This is a genomic window from Proteus columbae (assembly GCF_009914335.1).
GTDB lineage: Bacteria > Pseudomonadota > Gammaproteobacteria > Enterobacterales > Enterobacteriaceae > Proteus.
Genome location: NZ_CP043925.1, coordinates 3,284,951 through 3,305,731, shown reverse-complemented (window position 1 = coordinate 3,305,731; position 20,781 = coordinate 3,284,951). Strand labels below are relative to the sequence as shown.

The window sequence follows — 20,781 nt, the reverse complement described above, 5'->3', positions numbered from 1 at the left end:
GGCTTAATAAACTGGGATCTTGATATCCAATATTGAACGTTAGCGCTAAATAGCAAGGGTGAGACGTGAATATGTGATCTGACTTTGATTTAAATAGGACGGCTGAAATATGATTAATTGCACAGTTTTTCTTAACTAAATATTTAATTGAGAATAGAAATGATAATGAGATATATTATTGTATCTTTATATTTAATCTTATTTCAGAAAAGAAAAATGAAAATAAAATTAGCTATTTTAAGTTTACTTTGCAGCACCATTTTATTAAATGGATGTGCTATTCAATCAACACAGTCGGATGTGCAATTATTGAAAGCAAAATTAGCCGATGAACCAGAGAAAATAACTCAGAGTGAAATAAATGAGTCAAATCTTACGGTTAAAAATCACCCTAAGAATTTATTACGAGTATTTCCTAATTATCCTGCAAAAGCGTATTCTCAAGGCATTGAGGGAGCGTTAAATATTAAATTTGATATTGATGAAAATGGATATGTGCAAAATATTAGGATGTTAGATTCCCCTTTAGTGGAGGTTTTTGGTTTATCGACTATTCGAGCTATGGAAAAATGGCGTTATGAGTCAGGAAAACCGACAAAAGATTTAAATTTAACAATGGAATTTAAACGTTGATTTAAAAATAGCTTATAGCAAAGAGAATAACCCACGATAAATTAAACGGATTATTCTCTCGTTATCGTTAATTTGAGACTAATTGCACCACAACCAGTCGTCCGCCTTCTTCTGTCGATAATACAAATTGCAACCCATCTGTTAGCGCAATTTTATCGCCAATGGCTATCTGTTTTTTCTCTGGCAATACCATCAATCCCTCAATACGTTCATTCACCAGCCACCATGTTGAATTGTGAAAAACGAAATAACCGACACGTTTTTTCTGTTCATCAGTAGTGCGTTCATTGGGCGCAATAAGGCGATTAACATGCCAAGGAAAGAGTGATTGATTACTCCATACCATTAAGCGGTGATCGTCAGGTCTAAAGCTACCTGCCTTGCGCGAAGAGTAGAGATTTAAAATCGGCAATTGGCCTTTATAAGGCGTATGGCAATAAGGACAAACGGGCTGTGTTTTTCCAGAAAAAACATACCATTGTTGTTCACAATTTTTATTTTGACAAGGCTGAACTAAATCTACCGTTTTGACTAATGCCGTTTCCCATTCATCAGCAGTAGGGCGTTGTGAAGGATCGTGTAATCCTGTAATAAAGGCTCTTTCAAAAAGAGGCGTTAAGTACGGCCCCATAATGGTATAAGGGATTTTTTCAGGATCAGCCCAAGGTAGCGATGAAGGTTTTACCTGATTAAGTTTTACCGCATTGCTACGATCAGTTGGGTGCTCAATAAACAATGCTTTTTCACCCATAGAGAGCGTTTCATCGCGCATTTCATCGTCAAGATCGTGAATTTTACCGCCCCGTAATGGGTGTCGATAAAACAGATACATATAGATTAATACCGCAAGTGCGTGTCTATCTGTCGTGATACTTGGCAAGATACGGTTAGGATCTTCTTTCGGTAAATGGCTGGTTTTTACTACTTCAGGCGCAATAAAGTCAGGGGTTCCCACCACATCAGGCGGATATTTACCGGGAACCACTAAACCGTCAATATCAATCACACAGGCATGACCTTGCTCAGGATCGATAAGGACGTTTTTATAGCTTAAATCACTGTGGCATAAGCCTGCTGCATGCATTCGTCGTACTGCGCGAGAGAGCAATAAACAAACTTTAAGGTAATTTAATAGATTACCTCTTTCACGAGGATCGAGAAATTTATTTTGGTTATTGGCACTTGCAAACCATTTACCTTCTTTTTCTCGACCTTTTATTGCAAGAAAGTCATTGTTTTTAGAACCATATTTAAAGAAAAAGTGGGATTGATAAGTTGGAACAACAATACCAATTTTGCCTTGATGTTCGACAACATCCGTTGGCCAGCAAAAGAGATTTTTCCAATATTCTCCACCACTTTGTTCAAAGATATTATGTCGATAAGAGCCTGTTATCATATCGATTCTATCTTTGGCTTGTGCATTCTGTTTTGTTTTATAGAAGGCAACAACGTAGGTTCGGTCAGGGGAAAAATAGACATCTTTCATTGAGCCAGAGCCAATGATCTCATTGACGTACTGAACTATTTTTCCACTTTGCGTTGTACAGGTAATGATCTCTGCCATGAAACTCACCCATTCTCTCTTTTATGATTACCAAGCCACAACCAGAGTGCGGTCATCGTGATTGCCTGCTGAAAAGAAATTCAGCCATTCAGCCAATGCGCTAGCTGCATTTTCAGGAGAGGCTAAACAAGGCGATATTTCATCAATGAGTGCAGCCCATTTATTGGGATCTTGTAAGCCATTATCCGTTTCAAATACGGGATCGGACACTCCGTCAGTCATTAAAATAAGATGTGAAATTTCTTTCCACTTACCAATAATAATGCGTCGATTAAATTCAGCATCGTTGAGCGCACTATCATCAAGAAAACGGGTTTGTCCTGCATATTCACCACTATCAGGAATACCTAAAATACGCACTTTTCCGGCAGGGCCATAAGCGGCAATCGCACCATCTCCCATCCAAAATGAGGCAGCAAATAACTCATCATTGATACGCAAAGAAACCGTGGCTAATAACGTTGTTGAAAATGATTTTACGGGTTCATTAATATGAATCGCTTCATTTTTGAGGTTATTAATCGCTAATTGGGCGGCATTACGAAAGAGTTGTGCAAAGAAGCTTCCTACTTGATTAATGGCGCTGTTGTCATTCCATTGATGGATGGTTTCAAGATGAGGTTTAATTGCTTCATTTTCCAAACTTAATTGTGATTTTAAATAATGGCTGACCGTATTGATAGCAATGCGTGAGCCTTCGCGAGAATAGCGAGCACTGCCTGCACCATCAGCGACAATTAAAATATTCCATTGGCTTTGGTTATCGTGGTGAATATAAAAATCATCATCACGGAATGTGCCTGCATGTTCATGAGAACGTCCACGACGGCTTGCTCCTACAATTCGAATGTCTTCTTCAAGAATAAGTTGGCTATCGATGTGGGCTTTGGGATAAAGGCTATCAGCGGGAGGTTCATTGATTTGCCATAAGCTACGCGGATCAGGATTGATGATTAATAAGACTTTATCTTGATAACGAATAGCATTAACAGACCAATGGACAACCAATGTAAAATTGCCACTTTTTGTTGGCATTCCTACTAAGCAGCAACTTTCATGATCAAAGGTTATTCCAACTCCTTCAGGGACATCAACCGCTTCAATTTCGGCAATTTCGAGGGTATTTAGCTCGATACTGAGCGTAGAATTGAATGCAGTGCCTACTTTTGCATTAGAAAGGGTAATTTTTGCCGTAGGGCGATGAATAATCGGTTTTTCTGTTGGCATTGGTGATGAGTGTGTTGGAATTTGACCTGGCTTTAATGGACACTCTTCTGGTAATGATGTTTCTTCAGCAGCTAAATTGCGAGCTGGTGGCAATAACAGAAGAATAGGGGGGATTTTGTCTTGTGGTGTTATTTTTTCTGCCGCTTTAGTATTGATTTTATCAATAATAAAATCAATGTATTGAGCGATTTCCACATCTTCATACAACGCAATAACGAGCTCTTCATGAACAGGAATGCGATGTTGTGTCAGCGTGTCATCAATAATCAGTTTTGTGAGTAGGGCTTTTTTATCCATTAGCCTTTACCTCGTGTGACATCAAAGTCAGATTGGTTGCTGTTATCACCAAAGGTGATGTTGTTATCACACCAAGGGCAAACAACGCTTTCAGGGCCATTCACACAAAGTAATTTACCACATTGGCAAACGGCAAAAGCAGTAGCATTGCCACAATAAGGGCAGCCAGGTGTACCATGAAGTTCGCTGGTGTTAACTTGATATGCCGTGGCACTGAGATCACTCCATGTAAAGTAATCTTCATTTAAGGTGTAGCAACCCGTTAAGTTAAAACCATTAAGATTGAGGTTAAAATCGAGCCCTGAAGCTTTCATTGGCGGACGTTCATATTTCATTAAATAAGGTGAACGTGTGTGGCTACAACGCCCGACAAAAGTGACACAAGACTCATCATAGGCACGAGCAACATCATCTTTCGCAAGACGAACAATATACTCTGTTTGATTTAAAAGTGGTGGTGGCTCTTCGCCAACACTTCGGCTATGAGAAACCACTGACATCGTTATCCATTTAATGAAACGAGTAAAATCGCCTTCTTGTGCTTCGGTAAATAACAGCACGTTTTCAGTTAATTGCGACAGCACATGTAAGTCTGCACTTAAGCCTAATCCAATCGCAATTAAGTTAACTTTGTTGGCGTAGTGAGCTTTCCAGCGCTTGATCTCTTGCGCGTAATCATCAGTAGGTCTGCCGTCAGTTAAAAGGTAAACGACAGGTTTCCAATCGCCTTTTTGCTCAAGTGTGGTTTTTCTTACTTGTGTGTCGATTTGGTGAGAAAGTTCTCGTAAGGCGCTGCCTAATGAAGTGCCTCCGCCTAAAGGAAGTTGAGGAGGATAAAAAGAGACGACTTCAGTGAGTGGAACAATCGTTTTTGCAACGCCAGCAAAGGCGATAACAGAAATACAAGCCGTTTCAAGGGCGTGCGGATCTCGTCTCAGATCGTTAATAATAGTTGTTAGACCGTCATTCATCTTTTTTAGGTTTTCACCGACCATTGATTCTGAACAATCTAAAACAAAGAAAATGGGTAGCCTTCTCATTGTTATACCTTATCACTTTATCGTGGCTGTTATGTATTGTGATGGATAAATCAAAGCCTGAATAAAATAAAAGCAAAGCCTTTTGGAGCGCTTTGCTTTTGTAGATCACAGTACCAGTTGGATTTCAGGAGGTGGTGGCGGTAGGGTGTCTTTATCCGTATTCACTCCTGCACTTGAACTGCCGGATGCGACACTGGCAGAAACCCATTTAAAAAAGCCAGAGAAGGCATTGGAGTCTAGCGTTTCTAAAGCTACCACTTGAGATGTAAGCTCTTTAAGGTGATCGTGTTTGGCTTTAGGACCAACAGCACAAGCGATGATCGAACCAAATGAACGCTTTTTCACTTCTTTAATCGCTTCACCATAGGCGTAAGCATCAGACGGTGTGCCATCCGTCATTAAAAAAACGAGAGGACGCCAGTCACCTTTTTGGTCACCATCGGAACGTTTAATATCACGATCGACACACTTGATTAAACATTCCAGCGCAGCACCCGTGAAAGTACCGCCAGAGCTAGGTACGGTGATATCTGAGAATTGGAAATCTTCTAATGCAGTTAATGGGATAAATTCACGAGCCTCGTTATCATAGGTAATGATAGAGATATGCACGCTTTCTAATGCGTAAGGATCTTATCTCAATGCATTAAGCATTGTTTGTATCCCAACGTTAACCGCATGAATAGATTCACCTCTCATTGATCCTGAAGTATCAATCAGCAGGTAAACGGGAAGTCTTCTCATTAGGCGAAATCCTTTAAGTAAGAAATAAAGCTATCTGAACTTGAAGGCTCACCAATGGCGTTCAGTTTCCAGCCATTATCTTCTCTGACTAATTCAGCAAACAGCATTGAACGTTGGTTGTTGAAGGCTTCGCCTCCAGATAAATCAAAACGAGCCATTTCTACATTTTTCGCATCAACAGCGCGGATAAAGGCGTTTTGTACTTTACCAAAATGTTGTTGTCGTTCTCGACCATTGTAAATCTGAACAATAAAGACAATTTTGGTAAATTTAGGATCAAGTGTGTTTAATTTCACGATGATCTGTTCATCATCGCCATCACCTGCGCCTGTTCGGTTATCACCCGTTAGCCAAATTTGTCCTGATTTGTGTTGTAGGCTATTAAAGAAAATAATATCGCCATTAACGAGAGAAGGTTGCCCACCTTCAATTTGTCCTAAATCGTTTACTTTGCCATTTTCACCACATAAGAAGGCAATAACATCTAAATCGTATTCTTCGCTTTTTTTACCAAAAAGCCCACCAAGGAATCCGCGTTTTTCTTCGTTGATATCCCAGCCTAAACCGATAGTGACAGAGGAAAGGTCATATTCATTTTTCTTTAAACTAACACCTTGTCCTTTTTTTAAACTAATAGACATATTCATTCCTTTTTTATTTAAAGTACAACGTTAACCTCAGGAGGTGGTGGTGGTAAGTCATCAAGATCACTAATATCTTTCTTAGTTAAATCGACTTTTTGACTACCGACAGAAATACTAGCTGAAACCCACTTAAAGAATGACTTAATGGTATTGGAGTCCGCAGTATCTAGCTGTAATACAATTTCAGTGATATTTTTTAGTACATCAGTTTGTGCTGATTGTCCTGCTGCACACGCAATAACAACGCCAGTGCGTGCCGCTTTAAATTTCTCAACGCCTTTTTTCCAATCGTCTGTAGGGGCACCATCTGTCATCACAAAAACTAACGGACGCCAATCTCCTTTTGTTTCAGCTGTAGTTTTTTGTACTTCTTTTTCAATACGACTAGAAACTAAAGTGAGCGCAGAACCTAATGCTGTTGTTCCACTTGCGACTAAATCAGGTACTTTAAAATTGATTAAATCAGTGAGTGGCACAACCTGTTGTGCGGTTGAGTCAAAGGTGATGATAGAAATATAAGCAGTTTCTAATGCGTAAGGATCTTGGCGTAGTGTTGATAAGAGCATTTCAACGCCATTTTTTACTGCTGCAATAGGCTCTCCATACATGGAAGTCGATGTATCAAGCAAAAGGTAAACTGGCAATCTTCTCATGCATTTATCCTGTGAGTGAGATAGAAATAAGCGATTAATATACTAACCGACTCATGAAGGTGTTCAATTGAGATTATGCTTAGTTTAATTAAATTAGAGACAAAACGCAGTGATGATTGTCCAATATTATTAATCTGAATGAAGATAGTATGAAAAGTAAAATAAAAGAGGAATTAGCCTGTTTGTCACCCTTAAATTGAGTGATGGAGCGATTTTCTTTTATTAAAGAAAATATATTTATTGAATTCTCTTAATAAGAGTAATGCTAAATGAATGACTAATAGTGATTAGGTATAAATACTCTTTTTAATTAAAAAACAATAATTATAAAAGTCAATAAATTCAAAGCATTAATTAATCGGTGTTTTTTTGTTTTTAAAGTGATTTAAAATAAAGAAAGAGTGTAATGAAATATATAAAATAAGTCTATTAGATAACTGTTTCTATATATTTTCTGTTTTGTTATTTTTTATAAAATAACTTGATACCGAAGTATCAAGTTACTTTTTTATTTAATTCGAATTCTTTTTTTCTTTTTCTTTCTCTGCTATTTCAGCGAGTGTTGATTGAATTAAATTTTCAATATAGTGATCAACTAATAATTCAACAGCTTCACTACGTGTAGAATTATTTAAATAAGATAATCTATCAATCTTGCGTAATGCTGACATTTTTAATGAAAGTGAAACAGATTTCTTCTTATCTTTATCGAGATAAACTCGGCTTGTCATTCCATTGTGGCGTAGATCTTCGCTGGCGGATAATGCCTCACGCATACGGCGTAACGCCTTACTATCGAGTTGACCTCGTTCAGTCATTTGATATGCACGAGAGGCTTTGCTGTATTTTATTTCAGCACCATAAGAATCTCTTATCTCTTTTAATACGCGAGTTAACGTAGGCTCTGAGCATTCAAGAGCAGAAATAATCTTAATGGTTGGAACCTTTTTTCCTGAGCTTAAAAGGGTTGCCAGTGTAAAGACTCTGACCTGACGAGTGCTTAATTGCATGCTTAGTTACCACTTGTTTTGTCATTGGTGTGTTAAAATATTCAGCAATAATTTCTATTATTCTTGTTCTCTGTTGACAAGGATAAATAAAATAAGCTTCCTATTAAATGTAGTATAAATTAATAACTGAAATAAAAAAAATACACTTTTTTAAATAAAAAGATTCACGTTATTCTTATAAGTTCTAGTTAAAGATAACATGCTTTAACTAGAAACTTATAAATCGAAATCAATATAAGATAATTATTTTATCTTATCGAATTCATCACCAGTTATAGAGTATTTTATGTTGCGTTAAAACGTTGAGCATTATTTTGTTGGTTAGGAATAATGCCATAAATTTTAGCTCTGGTTAAAATACTCAATGCCCAGCGACGATGTGTTGCTGGTTCACACATTGCACCTTGTGATTTAAAGACGGCTTGTGTTGAATTTAAAATACGTAATGCATCTGAATGATCGGATTGAGACACCATGAGAGCTTGTTCAATTTTATGAATTTGCTTTGGATGGATCGCTGTTTTACCTACAAGGCCATTAGCAATATCAAGCGCCAGCTCTTTGTCCATAATATGGTGATCATCAATATGCTCACAAACAGGTGCTGTGAGGGCAAATTGGCGAGCACCAAAGACAGCAACTAACATTTTTATCACGTAACCCATTGGGCCATCATAAAGTGTTAATTGGCGATTACGTCTAAGAGAAATGACATTCATTAAATCATTACCACCAATACGTAATGCAATAATTCTGTTATGGCAAGGGTGAGTCAGTAGGTGGTTTGCAAGCTCTGTCATTTGAATAACATCAAACACTTCTTCTGTTTCAAGTGTTGGCATCATACATAAATGCGTATTTTCAATAATATTCCACCAAATTGGCAGAGAAACTTGTGTGAACTTAGGCAAAACAAGCCCATCGATGGCACTGACATCAAGATTTTCAGTGATCCATTGACCCATTTCAGTGTGGCGAGGGCGAATAAACAGCAGTGGCCAATGGCTACAATCGCTGTTTTTTTTGTGCTCTGCTAAGGTATTTAATAAGGCCGCCAAGTTTTCTAATGCAACAGGAATATCTGCATCACTCACGGCATCTTCTAAACAGATAATTAAAGAGCGTAACCCTTCAATTTTCTGGTTGATGATTGTGGGTGCGATATCTGTTCGTGTCGCGGGCATATAAAGCGTTGCCCCTAAATTCCATGGGGATAATCGTTCAATCATTATTTCACCTTTTTAATGATAGTCACTGCACGATATTGACCAAGCGCTTGCCCTGTTTCAATAACAGCAATATTTTTTTCCTGCGCAAGATAAACCAGTAACGCGACATCAGGATCGGTTATTTCTCTCACAAGAACATGATCAGGTACACGGCGTAAAACAGCGCGTGTGGCTTCAGCAATACCAGGTTTTATACGATTGATATTTGAAATATCATATTTGTTTGCAAGTGAACTAACGACGTTTTCGCTCAGCTTTTTTAAGTCTGATTGTTGTTCTTTAAATGTAGCTAGTGGAATATCGTTATCGATTAATGCATCAACGACTTTTCCAACAGTATCAACAAGGTAACGACTGCATTCATACTGTTTTAAATGTTGGCAATCCACAAAACCGTGAAAGCCTTCTTCAGTCCAAATTGAACGTGAAATTAATCCTGAAACAGGCGCTCCCATGATCCCAAATGGGATAAGCCAATCTTCATCGCTGGCACTTAACCATGCACAGCCACAAGGATCAGCAAGGACGACAAGACGAGGCTGAGCTGGATAGCCTTTTCGCCCGGATAACGAACGAATAAGTTCACCTGTAATAGCGCCTTTTCCTGTCCATCCATCGACAAACACAATACCTTCTGTACCGTGGCGTTGTTCTATCCATGAAAGCGCTTCGCTATCAATGCCTCTATCTCGAATAATACTAATGCCGTAGTGATAAGAGGTTTTTCCCATTTTACGTAATGTTTGTTGCAACATGACACCTAAAGGAACACCTGCACGAACAAGGCTTGTCAAGATAATTGGGGTATCACCAAAGCGTTCAATCAGTGATTTAGCCAACATTATGACTTCAGTTGCTAAGCGTGTAGCACCTGTTTCTAGCGCTTTTTCAAAGAGATCTAGATGCCATGTTGTTGGCTCTGGCTCTTGACTTAGCATGTCAGAATAGTGGCGCTTACCCGATTGTATCAGCTCTTCTTTTAACTCAACGGGCGTCATTTCGATATTAACCGGTTGAAGTAAGAAATCGACATCTCCTGATACATAAGAGCCAGAAAAAGGCTTATGATCCATCATGTTTATTCTCCAAAAATTTTTGTGTTGATCGCATCCGCAAATTGGCTTTGACGAGGAAGTCCATACCAACTACATAATTTCATAAAGCGATGATCACTTAGGCTGTCACCGAGTCCAATCACAGGAAAAACACCACGCTTAGCTTTTAATTTATTGAGCAAATAGGTGGCAGCTTTGCCTTTTTCGATAGGCTCAGGTAACCAAGCAATATTGTTGCTGTTACGATGAATATAAAAACCTTCAGTTGAGAATGTTTTTTCTATCTCATCACCTATGGTGTATAGCTCGTCTAATCGGGTGCTATCGTTATGCTTCATGACTAAATAAATAGGCAAATCACCGTATTCATAGTTAATTCGCGCCCAACCATCAATATTTCGTTCCGCCATTAATTGCGTGATTGATTGTTGCAGAGTCAATAAACGCTGTGTATATGGTGCTAAGCTCTGAGTGATGTGGTTTTGCCATTGTGTATCAGCATTGCCTTCTGGCGTTAATATCACCGCACCATGTGTAGTAATCGCCCAAGAATGAAAAGGAATGGTGACTCGGCTAATCTCTTCTGTTCCACGAGCAGTAACAGGAATTAAATCCGCGTGCTCTAACATCCAATCTACAAGCATGGCTTGCTCTTGAGTCATAAAGCTACGGGGTTCTAAGCTTCTATCTAGCGCGCCAGTCTTATAGGGTTCTAGTGCTAATTCATCCACCATCTTACGACGTGTTTGAAATAGTGTGTCATCGAGATCAGTTAAAATAACGGGCTTAGTCATAACTAATTACCTCAACAATAGGTGCAACTTTATTGAGGGCTTCAATCAGTTGGCTATCAATGCTTTCAGCTGGTGTTTCACAACAAAGCAAAATGCGATCAAATTGTTGATGCGCCACGTTATAGACGAAGTTAGGAATACCTAAACCATAATTATCAGTAAATGTGATCGTTGATTGAATGGCAAAATTAGTTGAAATAGGTGAACGCGTTGTCGAACTATATTTTACGATAGCACCTTGTTTTTCAAGACGTTCAGCTAATAAAAACGGCTCCCAAACAAATTCTCCCGATCCTAAAACAAGGATTTTTTCACCTAAAGAAGCATTAATGGATAAACCCAGATCGCTTGCGGGTATTGTCATCCCTAATCGACCCCAGCTCTGTTTACCAGTGATAGCAACTTGCCCTGATGCAGTGATATTAACATTAGGCATAATAGGTAAAGGCGCATTTGGATCGGCATCCCATTGCCACTTTCCTTGAACTAAAGAGAGGGTTTTAATCGGTAATGGGGAGCGCTCAGCGATAGAATCGCCACTCCAATCGGTTAAGGTTACTGCTATAACCTGCTCAATATGGATTAATCCACCTTCTTCACGTAGTGCTGAAAGCAGGTTGATAAAGGTATTACCCGTAGTCGCTTCATCATCAATTAATACAACGGTTTTTGCTTTTTGTACCCACTGGCGTTGCTCTGCTGTTGTAGGTAAATAGAGTAAGTGATCAGTCGCGTGGCTGTGATTTTCTTTAAATTCACACAGCAACTCACCTTTATCAACAGGATGACGTGTTGATGTTAAATAAATGGCTTGTTGATAGCGATTTCTCACTTCATCAAAAATGCCAGCACCTAAACCCACCGCAGTTTCTGCCATACCAATAAACAGTACAGGACCTTCAAGTGAGTCAGGAAATTGACGGGCAAGTTTTTGGTAGGTTTCACGCATTTTTTTCGGTGAAACAGGAATATGACGACCTAATACTTTACTGACAAATAGAAATGCACGCTTAGGATTGCGTCTTTCTGCAATATCAAATAATTCATCAAGTAACTCAATAGAACAATTTGGCGTCACACTTAATGTGCCACAAGAAAGAAGGCGACGATAAACGGATGAGTCACTCATACTATTTTCCATTATTAATTATTATCCGTACTGATTAAGTTTGTTAACGCTGAATTGAAAACAATAGAATCGGTGATTGAGCGTATTTTTGTTGGTGTAAAATGGTTATTTTGGGCTTCAGCTTCTTCAATAGTTATTAATCCTAATTGGCGTAAAGCAAAAATACCTGCAAGATTAATTCCACAATGTTGGGTATAACCAATACCACCAGAAGGGCGCATATTAATTTCAAGTAAGAGTGGGCGGCCTTGATGATTATTTCGAGTTTGCACATTCACAAGACCATCGGCTTTCATCGCCGTTGCGCACGCTTTACCTAATTCATAAGCCTCGCCTGAGATTTCTAGATGTTGTATTGCACCCTCTTTGCGTCGAGCTACAGCTGCAATAACATTACCTTGTTCAACCACCATATCAACAGAGTATTCAGGGCCAGGCAAATAAGGCATTAAGACTAAAGGTTCAAAATGTTCAACCGCCTTTAATGCATCAAGATATTGTTGAGGATTGACTTGACGATTTTCTGGGTGATTAAACAGTGCTATCGGTGAAACTTGATTATCAAAGCGCCAAAAACCCATACCATAAATCCCTTTTACAGGTTTAATGCATAAAGGTATTTCGCCAAAAGGAGGCTCTTTTATATGCGTTTCTAATTCATCGATAGATTCAATGTAAATAGAAGGTACTGCTGGAAGCTCACATTGTTCCATCGCTTGTGCAAATGCAACTTTATTATCAGCTAACTGAAGCTGTTCAAGTTGTGTGGCCCCAGTTGTTAATTTTACCCCAAATGACTCAATTTCTTGGCGGTGTAATTCAAACCATGCGCTATTACGACCGGTGTGAATGGCACTGACTTGATGCTGTCTCACAACATCATCGATAAATTGTAAGCGTAATGTCTCTTCAAGAGGTTCATAAAAAGCCCCATCAGCAAGCGATAAAATCTCATTTCGTGTATGACGATGAGATGCTAGCACAAAGATCTCTTGGTGCTGCTGTTTTGCAAAGTCTTTAACACTTTGAATTATATCGCGTTGTGATGATAAACCTTCCATAAACCAAATTGTGTTATTCATTACTCTGTATACCGTGAAATAAAAGTGTAGGGTTCAATGCCTATAATCATGAAGATTTCGAAGAACTGTGTCAATCATAATATGATTTATTTGAGTTGATTTTTAAATTAGATGGTTTAGCAAGTTATTATTATGATTTTCTTGTGTTTTTAACATTTTTTTACAATAAAAATATCATTAATATCAATAAATTGACAAAACTTTAAGTTTAAGTGAGAAAAATAGTCTTGCTCGTGTACTTCATCATGATATGATGATTTTCATGATGTGGAATTAATCACAAATGGCGTTATTGTTTCACTCTACCTCTGAAGGAATTTAATTATGGTTTCATTAAGCAAGAATCAAACAGTTTCTCTCAGTAAACAAGTACCTACACTGAGTCACTTAATGTTTGGTTTGGGCTGGGATCCGATTAAGAAAAAAGGATTATTAGGCGGTCTTTTTGGTGGTGGTGGTTCTATCGATTTAGATGCAAGTTGCGTATTACTTGACGCAAGTGGTAATCAAATCGATACCATTTGGTTTAGAAAATTAAAATCAAGTTGTCAGTCGGTTATTCACTCTGGTGATAACTTAACGGGTGACGGTGATGGCGATGATGAAACAATTTTCGTTGATTTAAACCGTTTACCAACAAATGTTGAATACTTGGTATTTACAGTAAATAGTTTCCGTGGACAAACATTTAATGAAGTTGAAAACGCATTCTGCCGAGTTGTTGATAAAACAACGAATAAAGAGCTGGTGCGTTATACCTTAACAGAGCAAGGCTCTCATACAGGTATCGTGATTGCTTCTTTACAACGTAATCATGGTCAATGGGATTTCACTGCGTTTGGTGCGCCTTGTAAAGGCCGTGTTATTAATGACATGATGCCTGATATTGTGGCTACGGTGGTGCGATAAATGAATATGACTCCAGGTGGGAACGTACCTGTTCCTAATCAAACATTAATCATTAGAATTCAATCAGGTGCACCAGTTGATGTGTCTGCTTTTAGACTTTATGCGTCAGGTAAAGTGAATGGCGACACCGATATGGTGTTTTATGGACAGACAGCTAATGATGATCGCACCGTTATTTATGCGACAGCAGGAAACAGCACATCTTTCACGGTGGATCTAACGCGTTTACGTCCAGATGTTGAAAAAATTGCGTTTACGGCGACTTGTGAAGGTCAACAAACTATCGCAAATTTACAACGATTATCAATTCAAGTTGATGCTAATAACGAAGTTGTGGCGAACGGTAATGTTGATATTAACGGCCGCCCTGAAGCGGCATTAATTTTAGGTGAATTGTATCTTCGTAATGGTAGTTGGAAGTTCCGTTTTATCGCTCAAGGATTTAACGGTGGTTTAAAGCCATTAGCTGAACATTTTGGTGTTGATATTGCAGACTCTGCACCAGCACCAGCACCAGCACCAGCACCAGCACCAGCACCAGCACCAGCACCAGCACCAAAACCGGCGCCAGCGCCAAGTTCGGTGAACTTAAGTAAGGTTTCTTTAACTAAAGAAAAACCGGCAATTAGCCTAACGAAGAAAGATGACTTCGGTAAAATTCGGATCAACCTTGATTGGCATCGTGAAAGCAAAAGTGGGGGTTCTGGGTTATTAGGTGGATTGTTCGGTGGCAATAAAGGTATCGATTTAGATATCGGTGCTTTTGTTGAACTTCAGCAAGGACATAAGTCCGTTATTCAAGCATTAGGAAACGGGTTTGGTGATTTCAATCGTATTCCTTATGTTGAATTGCAAGGCGATGATCGTACTGGCGATGTTGCTGGTGGTGAATGGATCTTTGTGAATGGACGTGAATGGAAAAATATCAAGCAAGTGCTGATTTTCGCGTTTATTTATGAAGGTGTACCGAATTGGAGCAAAACAGATGGTGTTGTCACCATTCATGTACCAGAACAACCTCCTATCGAAACCCGTTTAACTGACGGTAATAATGGTCGCAATATGTGTGCGATTGCACGACTCGTTAATGAGAATGGTTCGATAAAAGTTGAACGTCTCAATGAGTTTTTTAAAGGTCACCGTGATATGGATAATGCCTACGGGTGGGGATTTCGCTGGACAGCGGGTTCTAAGTGATCAAGTTGATATAAGGAAAAATAGCATGAGTTTTTTTAACAAATTAAAAGATGGTTTTAATTCAGGTCGCTCTGAGTTAGCAAAGCAAGTTGGTCGCTTTAAAAACAAAAAATTTATGCAAGGCACTGTTGCTGTTTGCGCACGTATTGCCATTGCCAGCGGTGGAGTGAGTTCTGAAGAAAAACAGAAGATGCTCGGTTTTTTAAAAGCATCGGATGAACTTAAAGTTTTTGATACTTCTGAAGTTATCGAATTCTTTAATAAGCTAATCCTGAGTTTCGAATTCGATACTGAAGTCGGTAAAGGCGAAACCATGAAGTATATTCTGGCAATGAAAGATCAGCCAGAAGCTGCGCAATTAGCTATTCGTGTCGGTATTGCTGTTGCGAAAAGTGATGGTGATTTTGACAATGATGAAAAAGAAGCTGTGCGCGCTATTGCCATTGCATTAGGCTTTGAGCCCGCAGAATTTGGTTTGTAATTAATTTAATATAGGGAACCGTTTAGGAATTATTATGGTATCCACACATATTGGTTTTCCGACAGAAACTGTCATTGTCTTTGTTGTACTTGCGATTGGCGCTATTTTTATCGACTTATTTATGCATCGCTCAGATAAGCCGATAACATTAAAGAATGCCATATTTTGGTCTATATTCTGGGTTGCTATTGCAATGGCATTCGCAGGATTCCTTTATATTCACCATGGTGCAGAGGTTGCGAGCTTATTCGTAACAGGTTATGCGCTAGAGAAAGTGCTTTCGGTTGATAACTTGTTTGTCATGATGGCGATTTTCTCTTGGTTTGCAGTGCCTGATCGCTTCCGTCACCGCGTTCTTTATTGGGGTATCATCGGTGCTATTGTTTTCCGTGGGATCTTTGTTGCCATAGGTACAGGACTGTTAAGTTTAGGACCATATGTTGAGATAGTATTTGCCTTAATCGTGGCTTGGACGGCAGTTATGATGCTGAAAAGCGGTGATGATAGTGAAGAAATTGAAGACTATTCGCAGCATCTAGCTTATCGCTTAGTAAAACGATTTTTCCCTATATGGCCAAAAATCACTGGACATGCATTCTTACTAACACAAAAAGAAGTTGATGTAGAGTTAGCGAAACCTGAAAACAAAGATATTACTATCGGTCGTGGTACAAAAGCTGCGCTATATGCAACGCCACTGATGCTGTGTGTGGCAGTCGTAGAGCTTTCTGATGTGATGTTTGCTTTCGACTCGGTTCCCGCTATTATCGCAGTAAGCCGTGAACCTTTAATTGTATATAGTGCAATGATGTTCGCAATTTTAGGCTTACGTACGCTTTACTTCGTGTTAGAAGCGTTAAAACAGTATCTCGTTTACCTTGAAAAAGCGGTTATTGTGTTGTTGTTCTTTATTGCTGTAAAACTGGGTCTAAATGCAACAGATCATATTTGGCAACATGGATACAGCATCTCCGCGACAACCAGCCTATTTGTTGTGCTTGGTGTTCTTGCTCTGGGTATTATTGCAAGTTTCTTATTCCCAGAGAAAAAGGATAATGAAGGTAAGTCAGAATAATTAGTATTCTTGAGAAATCAGAATATCAAAAACTAAATTAAAGAGGTTAAAAAATGAGCGTTTCTCTTTCTAAAGGTGGTAATGTCTCTCTGAGCAAAGCAGCCCCAACGATGAAAAACGTCCTTGTCGGACTTGGTTGGGATGCCCGTTCTACAGATGGTCAAGATTTTGACTTAGATGCATCTGTATTTCTGTTAGCGGCTAATGGAAAAGTACGTAGCGATGCCGATTTCATTTTTTATAACAACTTAAGATCTGCTGATGGCTCTGTTGTTCACACGGGTGATAACCGTACTGGTGAAGGCGATGGTGATGATGAAGCGCTGAAAATCAAATTAGACATGATCCCAAATGATGTCGATAAGGTTATCTTCGTTGTGACTATCCATGATGCACAAGCTCGTCGCCAAAGCTTTGGCCAAGTATCAGGTGCATTTATTCGTTTAGTCAATGATGACAACCAAATTGAAGTTGCTCGTTATGACTTAACGGAAGATGCATCAACAGAAACAGCAATGTTATTTGGTGAGCTATATCGCCATAACTCGGAGTGGAAATTCCGCGCTGTTGGTCAAGGTTATGCGGGTGGTTTAGGTTCAGTTTGTGCTCAATACGGTATTAATGCCTCTTGATAGTGGATTTATAAGACACTAACCGCTGGCAGTCATAAGATGTGATTGCCAGTTTATTCAATAAAGTAGGAGCTTTGATATGGCAGTTTCCCTTGTTAAAGGCGGTAATGTTTCTCTGACTAAAGAAGCACCAACAATGTCGGTTGCTATGGTTGGTCTAGGATGGGATGCCCGCGTGACTGATGGCGCAGAGTTCGATTTAGATGCGTCAGTGTTCATGGTAGGTGAAGATGGAAAAGTACTTTCAGACGCAAGTTTTATCTTCTTTAATAACAAAGTGAGTCAATGTGGAAGCGTTGAACACCAAGGAGATAACCGTACTGGGGAAGGCGATGGTGATGATGAGCAAGTAAAAATCACCCTATCAAAAGTCCCTGCTGAAGTGAAAAAATTGGTATTCGCAGTCACTATTTATGATGCTGAGAATCGTAAACAAAACTTCGGTATGGTGAGCAACAGTTTTATGCGCGTTTTCAATAACGACAATAATACTGAAATTGCACGCTTTGATCTTTCTGAAGATGCATCTACAGAAACTGCAATGATCTTTGGTGAGTTATATCGCCATGGTACAGAGTGGAAATTTAAAGCTGTAGGTCAAGGTTTTGCGGGTGGTTTAGGTGCATTAGCATCACAACACGGCGTGAATATCTAATCTCTACACTATTAGTACATATAGTACATAGTGCATAGTAAAAACCCTCGTTAATCGAGGGTTTTTTTGTGCTCAATTTTGTGGGTAAGATTATTTTTTTGTTTCTATCTTTATGGGTGATTTTTTCGATTTACTTTTACCTGTATGAAAGTGGCGCCAATGAGGATCTTGCGCTGCAAAAAGCAGTTCATGATCACCACGAGAATCACCCCAAGCTCTTAAATGATATTGAGTGAGATCCCCATAAACACTTTCTAACCGCTTAATTTTTTCACCACAGCGACAGTTATTACCAATAATTTTCCCCGTTAATACACCTTCAACAACTTCGAGCGTTGTACCAATTAATTTAATACCTAAGCGATCAGCAAAGGGTTGTAATACCATTGCTGGTGATGCTGAACAAATGGTGACTTCAGCGTGACTGTTCACCTCTTCAGCAACGGCTAATAAACCGGTAGGGCGCATTAGTTTAGCCCAGTAAAGTTGGCAGAAGGCTTCGGCTTTTTCTTTTAACCATTTCTCATCAATGTTGGTTAAAAAGGTTTTAATAAGTACTTCCTTTAATTCATCACGAGTGAGTTTGCGTCTAAAGCAACGTAATGTGGGCAATACCATCTTAATCAAACGGCGTGAAAATTTACGTTTACCAAAAGCAAACTTTAAAAAAGGAATAAAACTGTCGTGATAGGTTAGCGTGCCATCAAAATCAAACACTGATAATGTTTTTACGGTGTTTTTTGAGTTTTCAAACTGAGGTTGCATAAAAAGTTAAGCTCCGTAAATCATCAGAGTTTTTTAAGGTCATGGCGCATATTATATCATCGTTCTCAAAATGAGATAGTACGGTTGTTACTTATTGAAAATAAAACTATTTATACTTTTATGAATAATAGAGTGTAGGAGTAATCGATGAAAAGCATCAGCAGATATTGGCTACCCAATAAAGTAATGCGTGATTGATAAAAAATAGCGTATTTATTATTAACATTATTGGTTGCATTATTTTATAAAATAAGAATAAAGCGTGATTTATTTAAAATATGATTAGTGGTTATTTATAGAATAAAAATTTTTAAATAAAAATTATTAACTTATATGTATCAACGATAATTAAATAAAAAAATAACTTCGTCGATAAAAAATAAAGTTTATCGATATGTACATATAGGTATTTTTATTATGAGTATTAAACAAAGTGCTAAAATAGGCACATCTTTACTGTTATTAATTTTTATTTTATCCTCTGCATTATCTACATTTTTCATCTATAAAATGAAAAATAATTTTACTCAAGTTGAAGTATTATTGACACGTTACACCGATGTTTTGATGGCGCGTTATCAATTAGCGATTATGCGTTCTAATGTGAATTTTCTGATACAAGATACCGCCGAAACAAATGCTAAAGATGCTGAAATTATTGAGAAAAACAAAAAAATTGCGGTAAGTGCTAAACATGCAATGGATATATGGGTAAAAGAAAAGAAAGTCACAGTAGAAGCACAAAAAAGTGCAGATGAAATAGCAAAGTTATTTTATAGCCTAATTGATAGACTCTTGATTGCGTCAAATGGCTCAGAAGCAATACATATAAAGGATACAGAGTTTGCCAATGATTTTGATAGATTAAATAATTTATTTGATAACTATGTTTCTGTTAAAGCCAAAAATAGTGTTGGGCTCAGAAATAGACAAGATACGATGGTTCAGCTTTCTATTTATTCCACTCTCATATCCTTATTAATTCTATCCGTTATTTTATACTTTGTTATTCGTTGGATAAACAAAACTTTTATTTATAACCTTAATACGTTGTCTAATGTGTTAAATAAAGTTGGTAAAGGGGAATTAGTTTTCGATTTACCTAAAATGAAAAAAGATGAATTTGGTGAGTTATTTTCACATGTGAGTGATATGCAAAAAGCGTTAACTTCTACCATTCTTACCGTAAAAAGAGAAACGTTAGAGATAAAACGAGGGGCTTCTGAAATTGCATCAGGTAATCAGGAGCTCTCTGCTCGTACTGAAGAGCAAGCTAGTGCATTACAACAAACCGCAGCCAGTATGGAAGAGATTAAAACCGCAGTAGCCAATAACACCGAAAATACTCAAGAAGCCAATGAGATTATTAATCAATCCAATGACATCGTTATAGATGGTGCTAGTGTAATGAAAGAAGCTATCTCATCGATGAAAAAAATAGAGCAAGGCGCGTTAAAAGTGGGTGAGATTAACGAAGTGATTAATAATCTTGCGAGTCAAACGAATATTTTAGCGCTAAATGCAGCAGTAGAAGCGGCGAGAGCAGGGGAACAAGGGCGAGGTTTTACCGTTGTTGCGGCTGAAGTAAGAAATTTAGCAGCCAAAAGTGCAGATGCTGCAAAAGAGATCAGCCAGATATTAAAAGCATCTATAAAAGATGTCGCAGAAGGAACCGCTCTCGTTAATAAAACGGGAAAACATATGCAAGAGATCGTTTCTTCAATTACAAAAGTAAATAATATTATGCAAGGGATAAGTCTCGCTTCTGAAGAGCAACGGATTGGTATTGAACAAATTGCGGTGGCGATTAATCAGATGGATACGGTTGTGCAACAAAACGCCTCTTTAGTGGATCAAGGCGCATCTTCAACGATGATGTTAGACGAAAAAGCGCAGGTATTGATGGATAATGTAGCGGTATTTCAGATTGAGGAATCGATGTAATAACGATTAAAACAGCTCA

General features: G+C 38.4%; 20 protein-coding genes and 1 pseudogene. 8 read left to right on the top strand and 13 right to left on the bottom strand.

Annotated elements, in window-relative coordinates:
* Positions 1-216 precede the first annotated feature (216 nt).
* The gene (locus F1325_RS15470; protein WP_160230682.1) at positions 217-633 is read left to right on the top strand and encodes a TonB family protein; all 417 of its coding nucleotides are present in this window, start codon (positions 217-219) and stop codon (positions 631-633) included.
* Between the two features lie 67 nt (positions 634-700).
* Here the strand turns inward: F1325_RS15470 and F1325_RS15465 are convergent, their stop codons facing one another.
* The 12 genes and pseudogenes from F1325_RS15465 to F1325_RS15410 all read right to left on the bottom strand — a co-directional run bounded on the left by F1325_RS15465 (position 701) and on the right by F1325_RS15410 (position 13,104).
* Positions 701-2,200, bottom strand: a complete 1,500-nt coding sequence (locus F1325_RS15465; protein ID WP_109372996.1) for a helix-hairpin-helix domain-containing protein — start codon at positions 2,198-2,200, stop codon at positions 701-703.
* Positions 2,201-2,227: 27 nt separating this feature from the next.
* Positions 2,228-3,724, bottom strand: a complete 1,497-nt coding sequence (locus F1325_RS15460) for a PP2C family serine/threonine-protein phosphatase (RefSeq protein ID WP_160230681.1) — start codon at positions 3,722-3,724, stop codon at positions 2,228-2,230.
* Positions 3,724-4,764, bottom strand: coding sequence for a TerY-C metal binding domain-containing protein (locus F1325_RS15455; protein ID WP_109372998.1), 1,041 nt, complete (start codon positions 4,762-4,764; stop codon positions 3,724-3,726). Before F1325_RS15455 ends, F1325_RS15460 begins: the two co-directional genes overlap by 1 nt.
* Before the next feature lie 105 nt (positions 4,765-4,869).
* A pseudogene (locus F1325_RS15450) lies at positions 4,870-5,508 on the bottom strand (vWA domain-containing protein).
* Positions 5,508-6,149 carry a TerD family protein gene (locus F1325_RS15445; protein WP_109372999.1) on the bottom strand — a complete coding sequence of 214 codons (642 nt, stop codon included), beginning with the start codon at positions 6,147-6,149 and terminating at the stop codon, positions 5,508-5,510. Before F1325_RS15445 ends, F1325_RS15450 begins: the two are co-directional and overlap by 1 nt.
* A gap of 17 nt (positions 6,150-6,166) precedes the next feature.
* On the bottom strand, positions 6,167-6,805 hold the full coding sequence (locus F1325_RS15440; protein WP_160230680.1) for a vWA domain-containing protein: 639 nt from the start codon (positions 6,803-6,805) through the stop codon (positions 6,167-6,169).
* 512 nt (positions 6,806-7,317) lie between these two features.
* Positions 7,318-7,815: a tellurium resistance protein TerW gene (locus F1325_RS15435; RefSeq protein WP_109373001.1), complete on the bottom strand. Its 498-nt coding sequence runs from the start codon at positions 7,813-7,815 to the stop codon at positions 7,318-7,320.
* Positions 7,816-8,099: 284 nt separating this feature from the next.
* Complete coding sequence (locus F1325_RS15430) at positions 8,100-9,044, bottom strand: HpcH/HpaI aldolase/citrate lyase family protein (protein ID WP_109373002.1); 945 nt, start codon at positions 9,042-9,044, stop codon at positions 8,100-8,102.
* Complete coding sequence (locus tag F1325_RS15425; protein WP_109373003.1) at positions 9,044-10,120, bottom strand: cysteine protease StiP family protein; 1,077 nt, start codon at positions 10,118-10,120, stop codon at positions 9,044-9,046. The genes F1325_RS15430 and F1325_RS15425 overlap by 1 nt, the downstream gene beginning before the upstream one ends.
* Positions 10,121-10,122: 2 nt before the next feature.
* Positions 10,123-10,893: a hypothetical protein gene (locus tag F1325_RS15420; protein WP_160230679.1), complete on the bottom strand. Its 771-nt coding sequence runs from the start codon at positions 10,891-10,893 to the stop codon at positions 10,123-10,125.
* Positions 10,886-12,022 carry a phosphoribosyltransferase domain-containing protein gene (locus F1325_RS15415; protein WP_196564179.1) on the bottom strand — a complete coding sequence of 379 codons (1,137 nt, stop codon included), beginning with the start codon at positions 12,020-12,022 and terminating at the stop codon, positions 10,886-10,888. The genes F1325_RS15420 and F1325_RS15415 overlap by 8 nt, the downstream gene beginning before the upstream one ends.
* 14 nt (positions 12,023-12,036) lie before the next feature.
* The gene (locus F1325_RS15410) at positions 12,037-13,104 is read right to left on the bottom strand and encodes an ATP-grasp domain-containing protein (RefSeq protein WP_160230678.1); all 1,068 of its coding nucleotides are present in this window, start codon (positions 13,102-13,104) and stop codon (positions 12,037-12,039) included.
* 324 nt (positions 13,105-13,428) lie between these two features.
* On the opposite strand from F1325_RS15410, the gene F1325_RS15405 reads away from it, so the two are divergent.
* From F1325_RS15405 to F1325_RS15380, 6 genes are all read left to right on the top strand, one after another.
* Positions 13,429-14,013: a TerD family protein gene (locus F1325_RS15405; protein ID WP_109373007.1), complete on the top strand. Its 585-nt coding sequence runs from the start codon at positions 13,429-13,431 to the stop codon at positions 14,011-14,013.
* Positions 14,014-15,210, top strand: a complete 1,197-nt coding sequence (locus tag F1325_RS15400; protein WP_160230677.1) for a TerD family protein — start codon at positions 14,014-14,016, stop codon at positions 15,208-15,210.
* Between the two features lie 25 nt (positions 15,211-15,235).
* Positions 15,236-15,691 (top strand): tellurite resistance TerB family protein, encoded by a 456-nt coding sequence (locus F1325_RS15395; RefSeq protein ID WP_109373009.1) that lies wholly within the window; start codon positions 15,236-15,238, stop codon positions 15,689-15,691.
* A 34-nt stretch (positions 15,692-15,725) separates the two neighbouring features.
* Positions 15,726-16,766, top strand: a complete 1,041-nt coding sequence (locus F1325_RS15390) for a TerC/Alx family metal homeostasis membrane protein (RefSeq protein WP_109373010.1) — start codon at positions 15,726-15,728, stop codon at positions 16,764-16,766.
* Between the two features lie 53 nt (positions 16,767-16,819).
* Entirely contained in the window at positions 16,820-17,398 is a 579-nt protein-coding gene (locus F1325_RS15385) for a TerD family protein (RefSeq protein WP_100158820.1), read from the top strand.
* Positions 17,399-17,477: 79 nt separating this feature from the next.
* Entirely contained in the window at positions 17,478-18,053 is a 576-nt protein-coding gene (locus tag F1325_RS15380) for a TerD family protein (RefSeq protein ID WP_109373011.1), read from the top strand.
* A gap of 90 nt (positions 18,054-18,143) precedes the next feature.
* Here the strand turns inward: F1325_RS15380 and F1325_RS15375 are convergent, their stop codons facing one another.
* Entirely contained in the window at positions 18,144-18,818 is a 675-nt protein-coding gene (locus F1325_RS15375; RefSeq protein WP_109373012.1) for an HAD family hydrolase, read from the bottom strand.
* A gap of 417 nt (positions 18,819-19,235) precedes the next feature.
* Between F1325_RS15375 and F1325_RS15370 the strand changes: the two genes are divergently transcribed.
* On the top strand, positions 19,236-20,762 hold the full coding sequence (locus F1325_RS15370; protein ID WP_160230676.1) for a methyl-accepting chemotaxis protein: 1,527 nt from the start codon (positions 19,236-19,238) through the stop codon (positions 20,760-20,762).
* Positions 20,763-20,781: the final 19 nt, after the last annotated feature.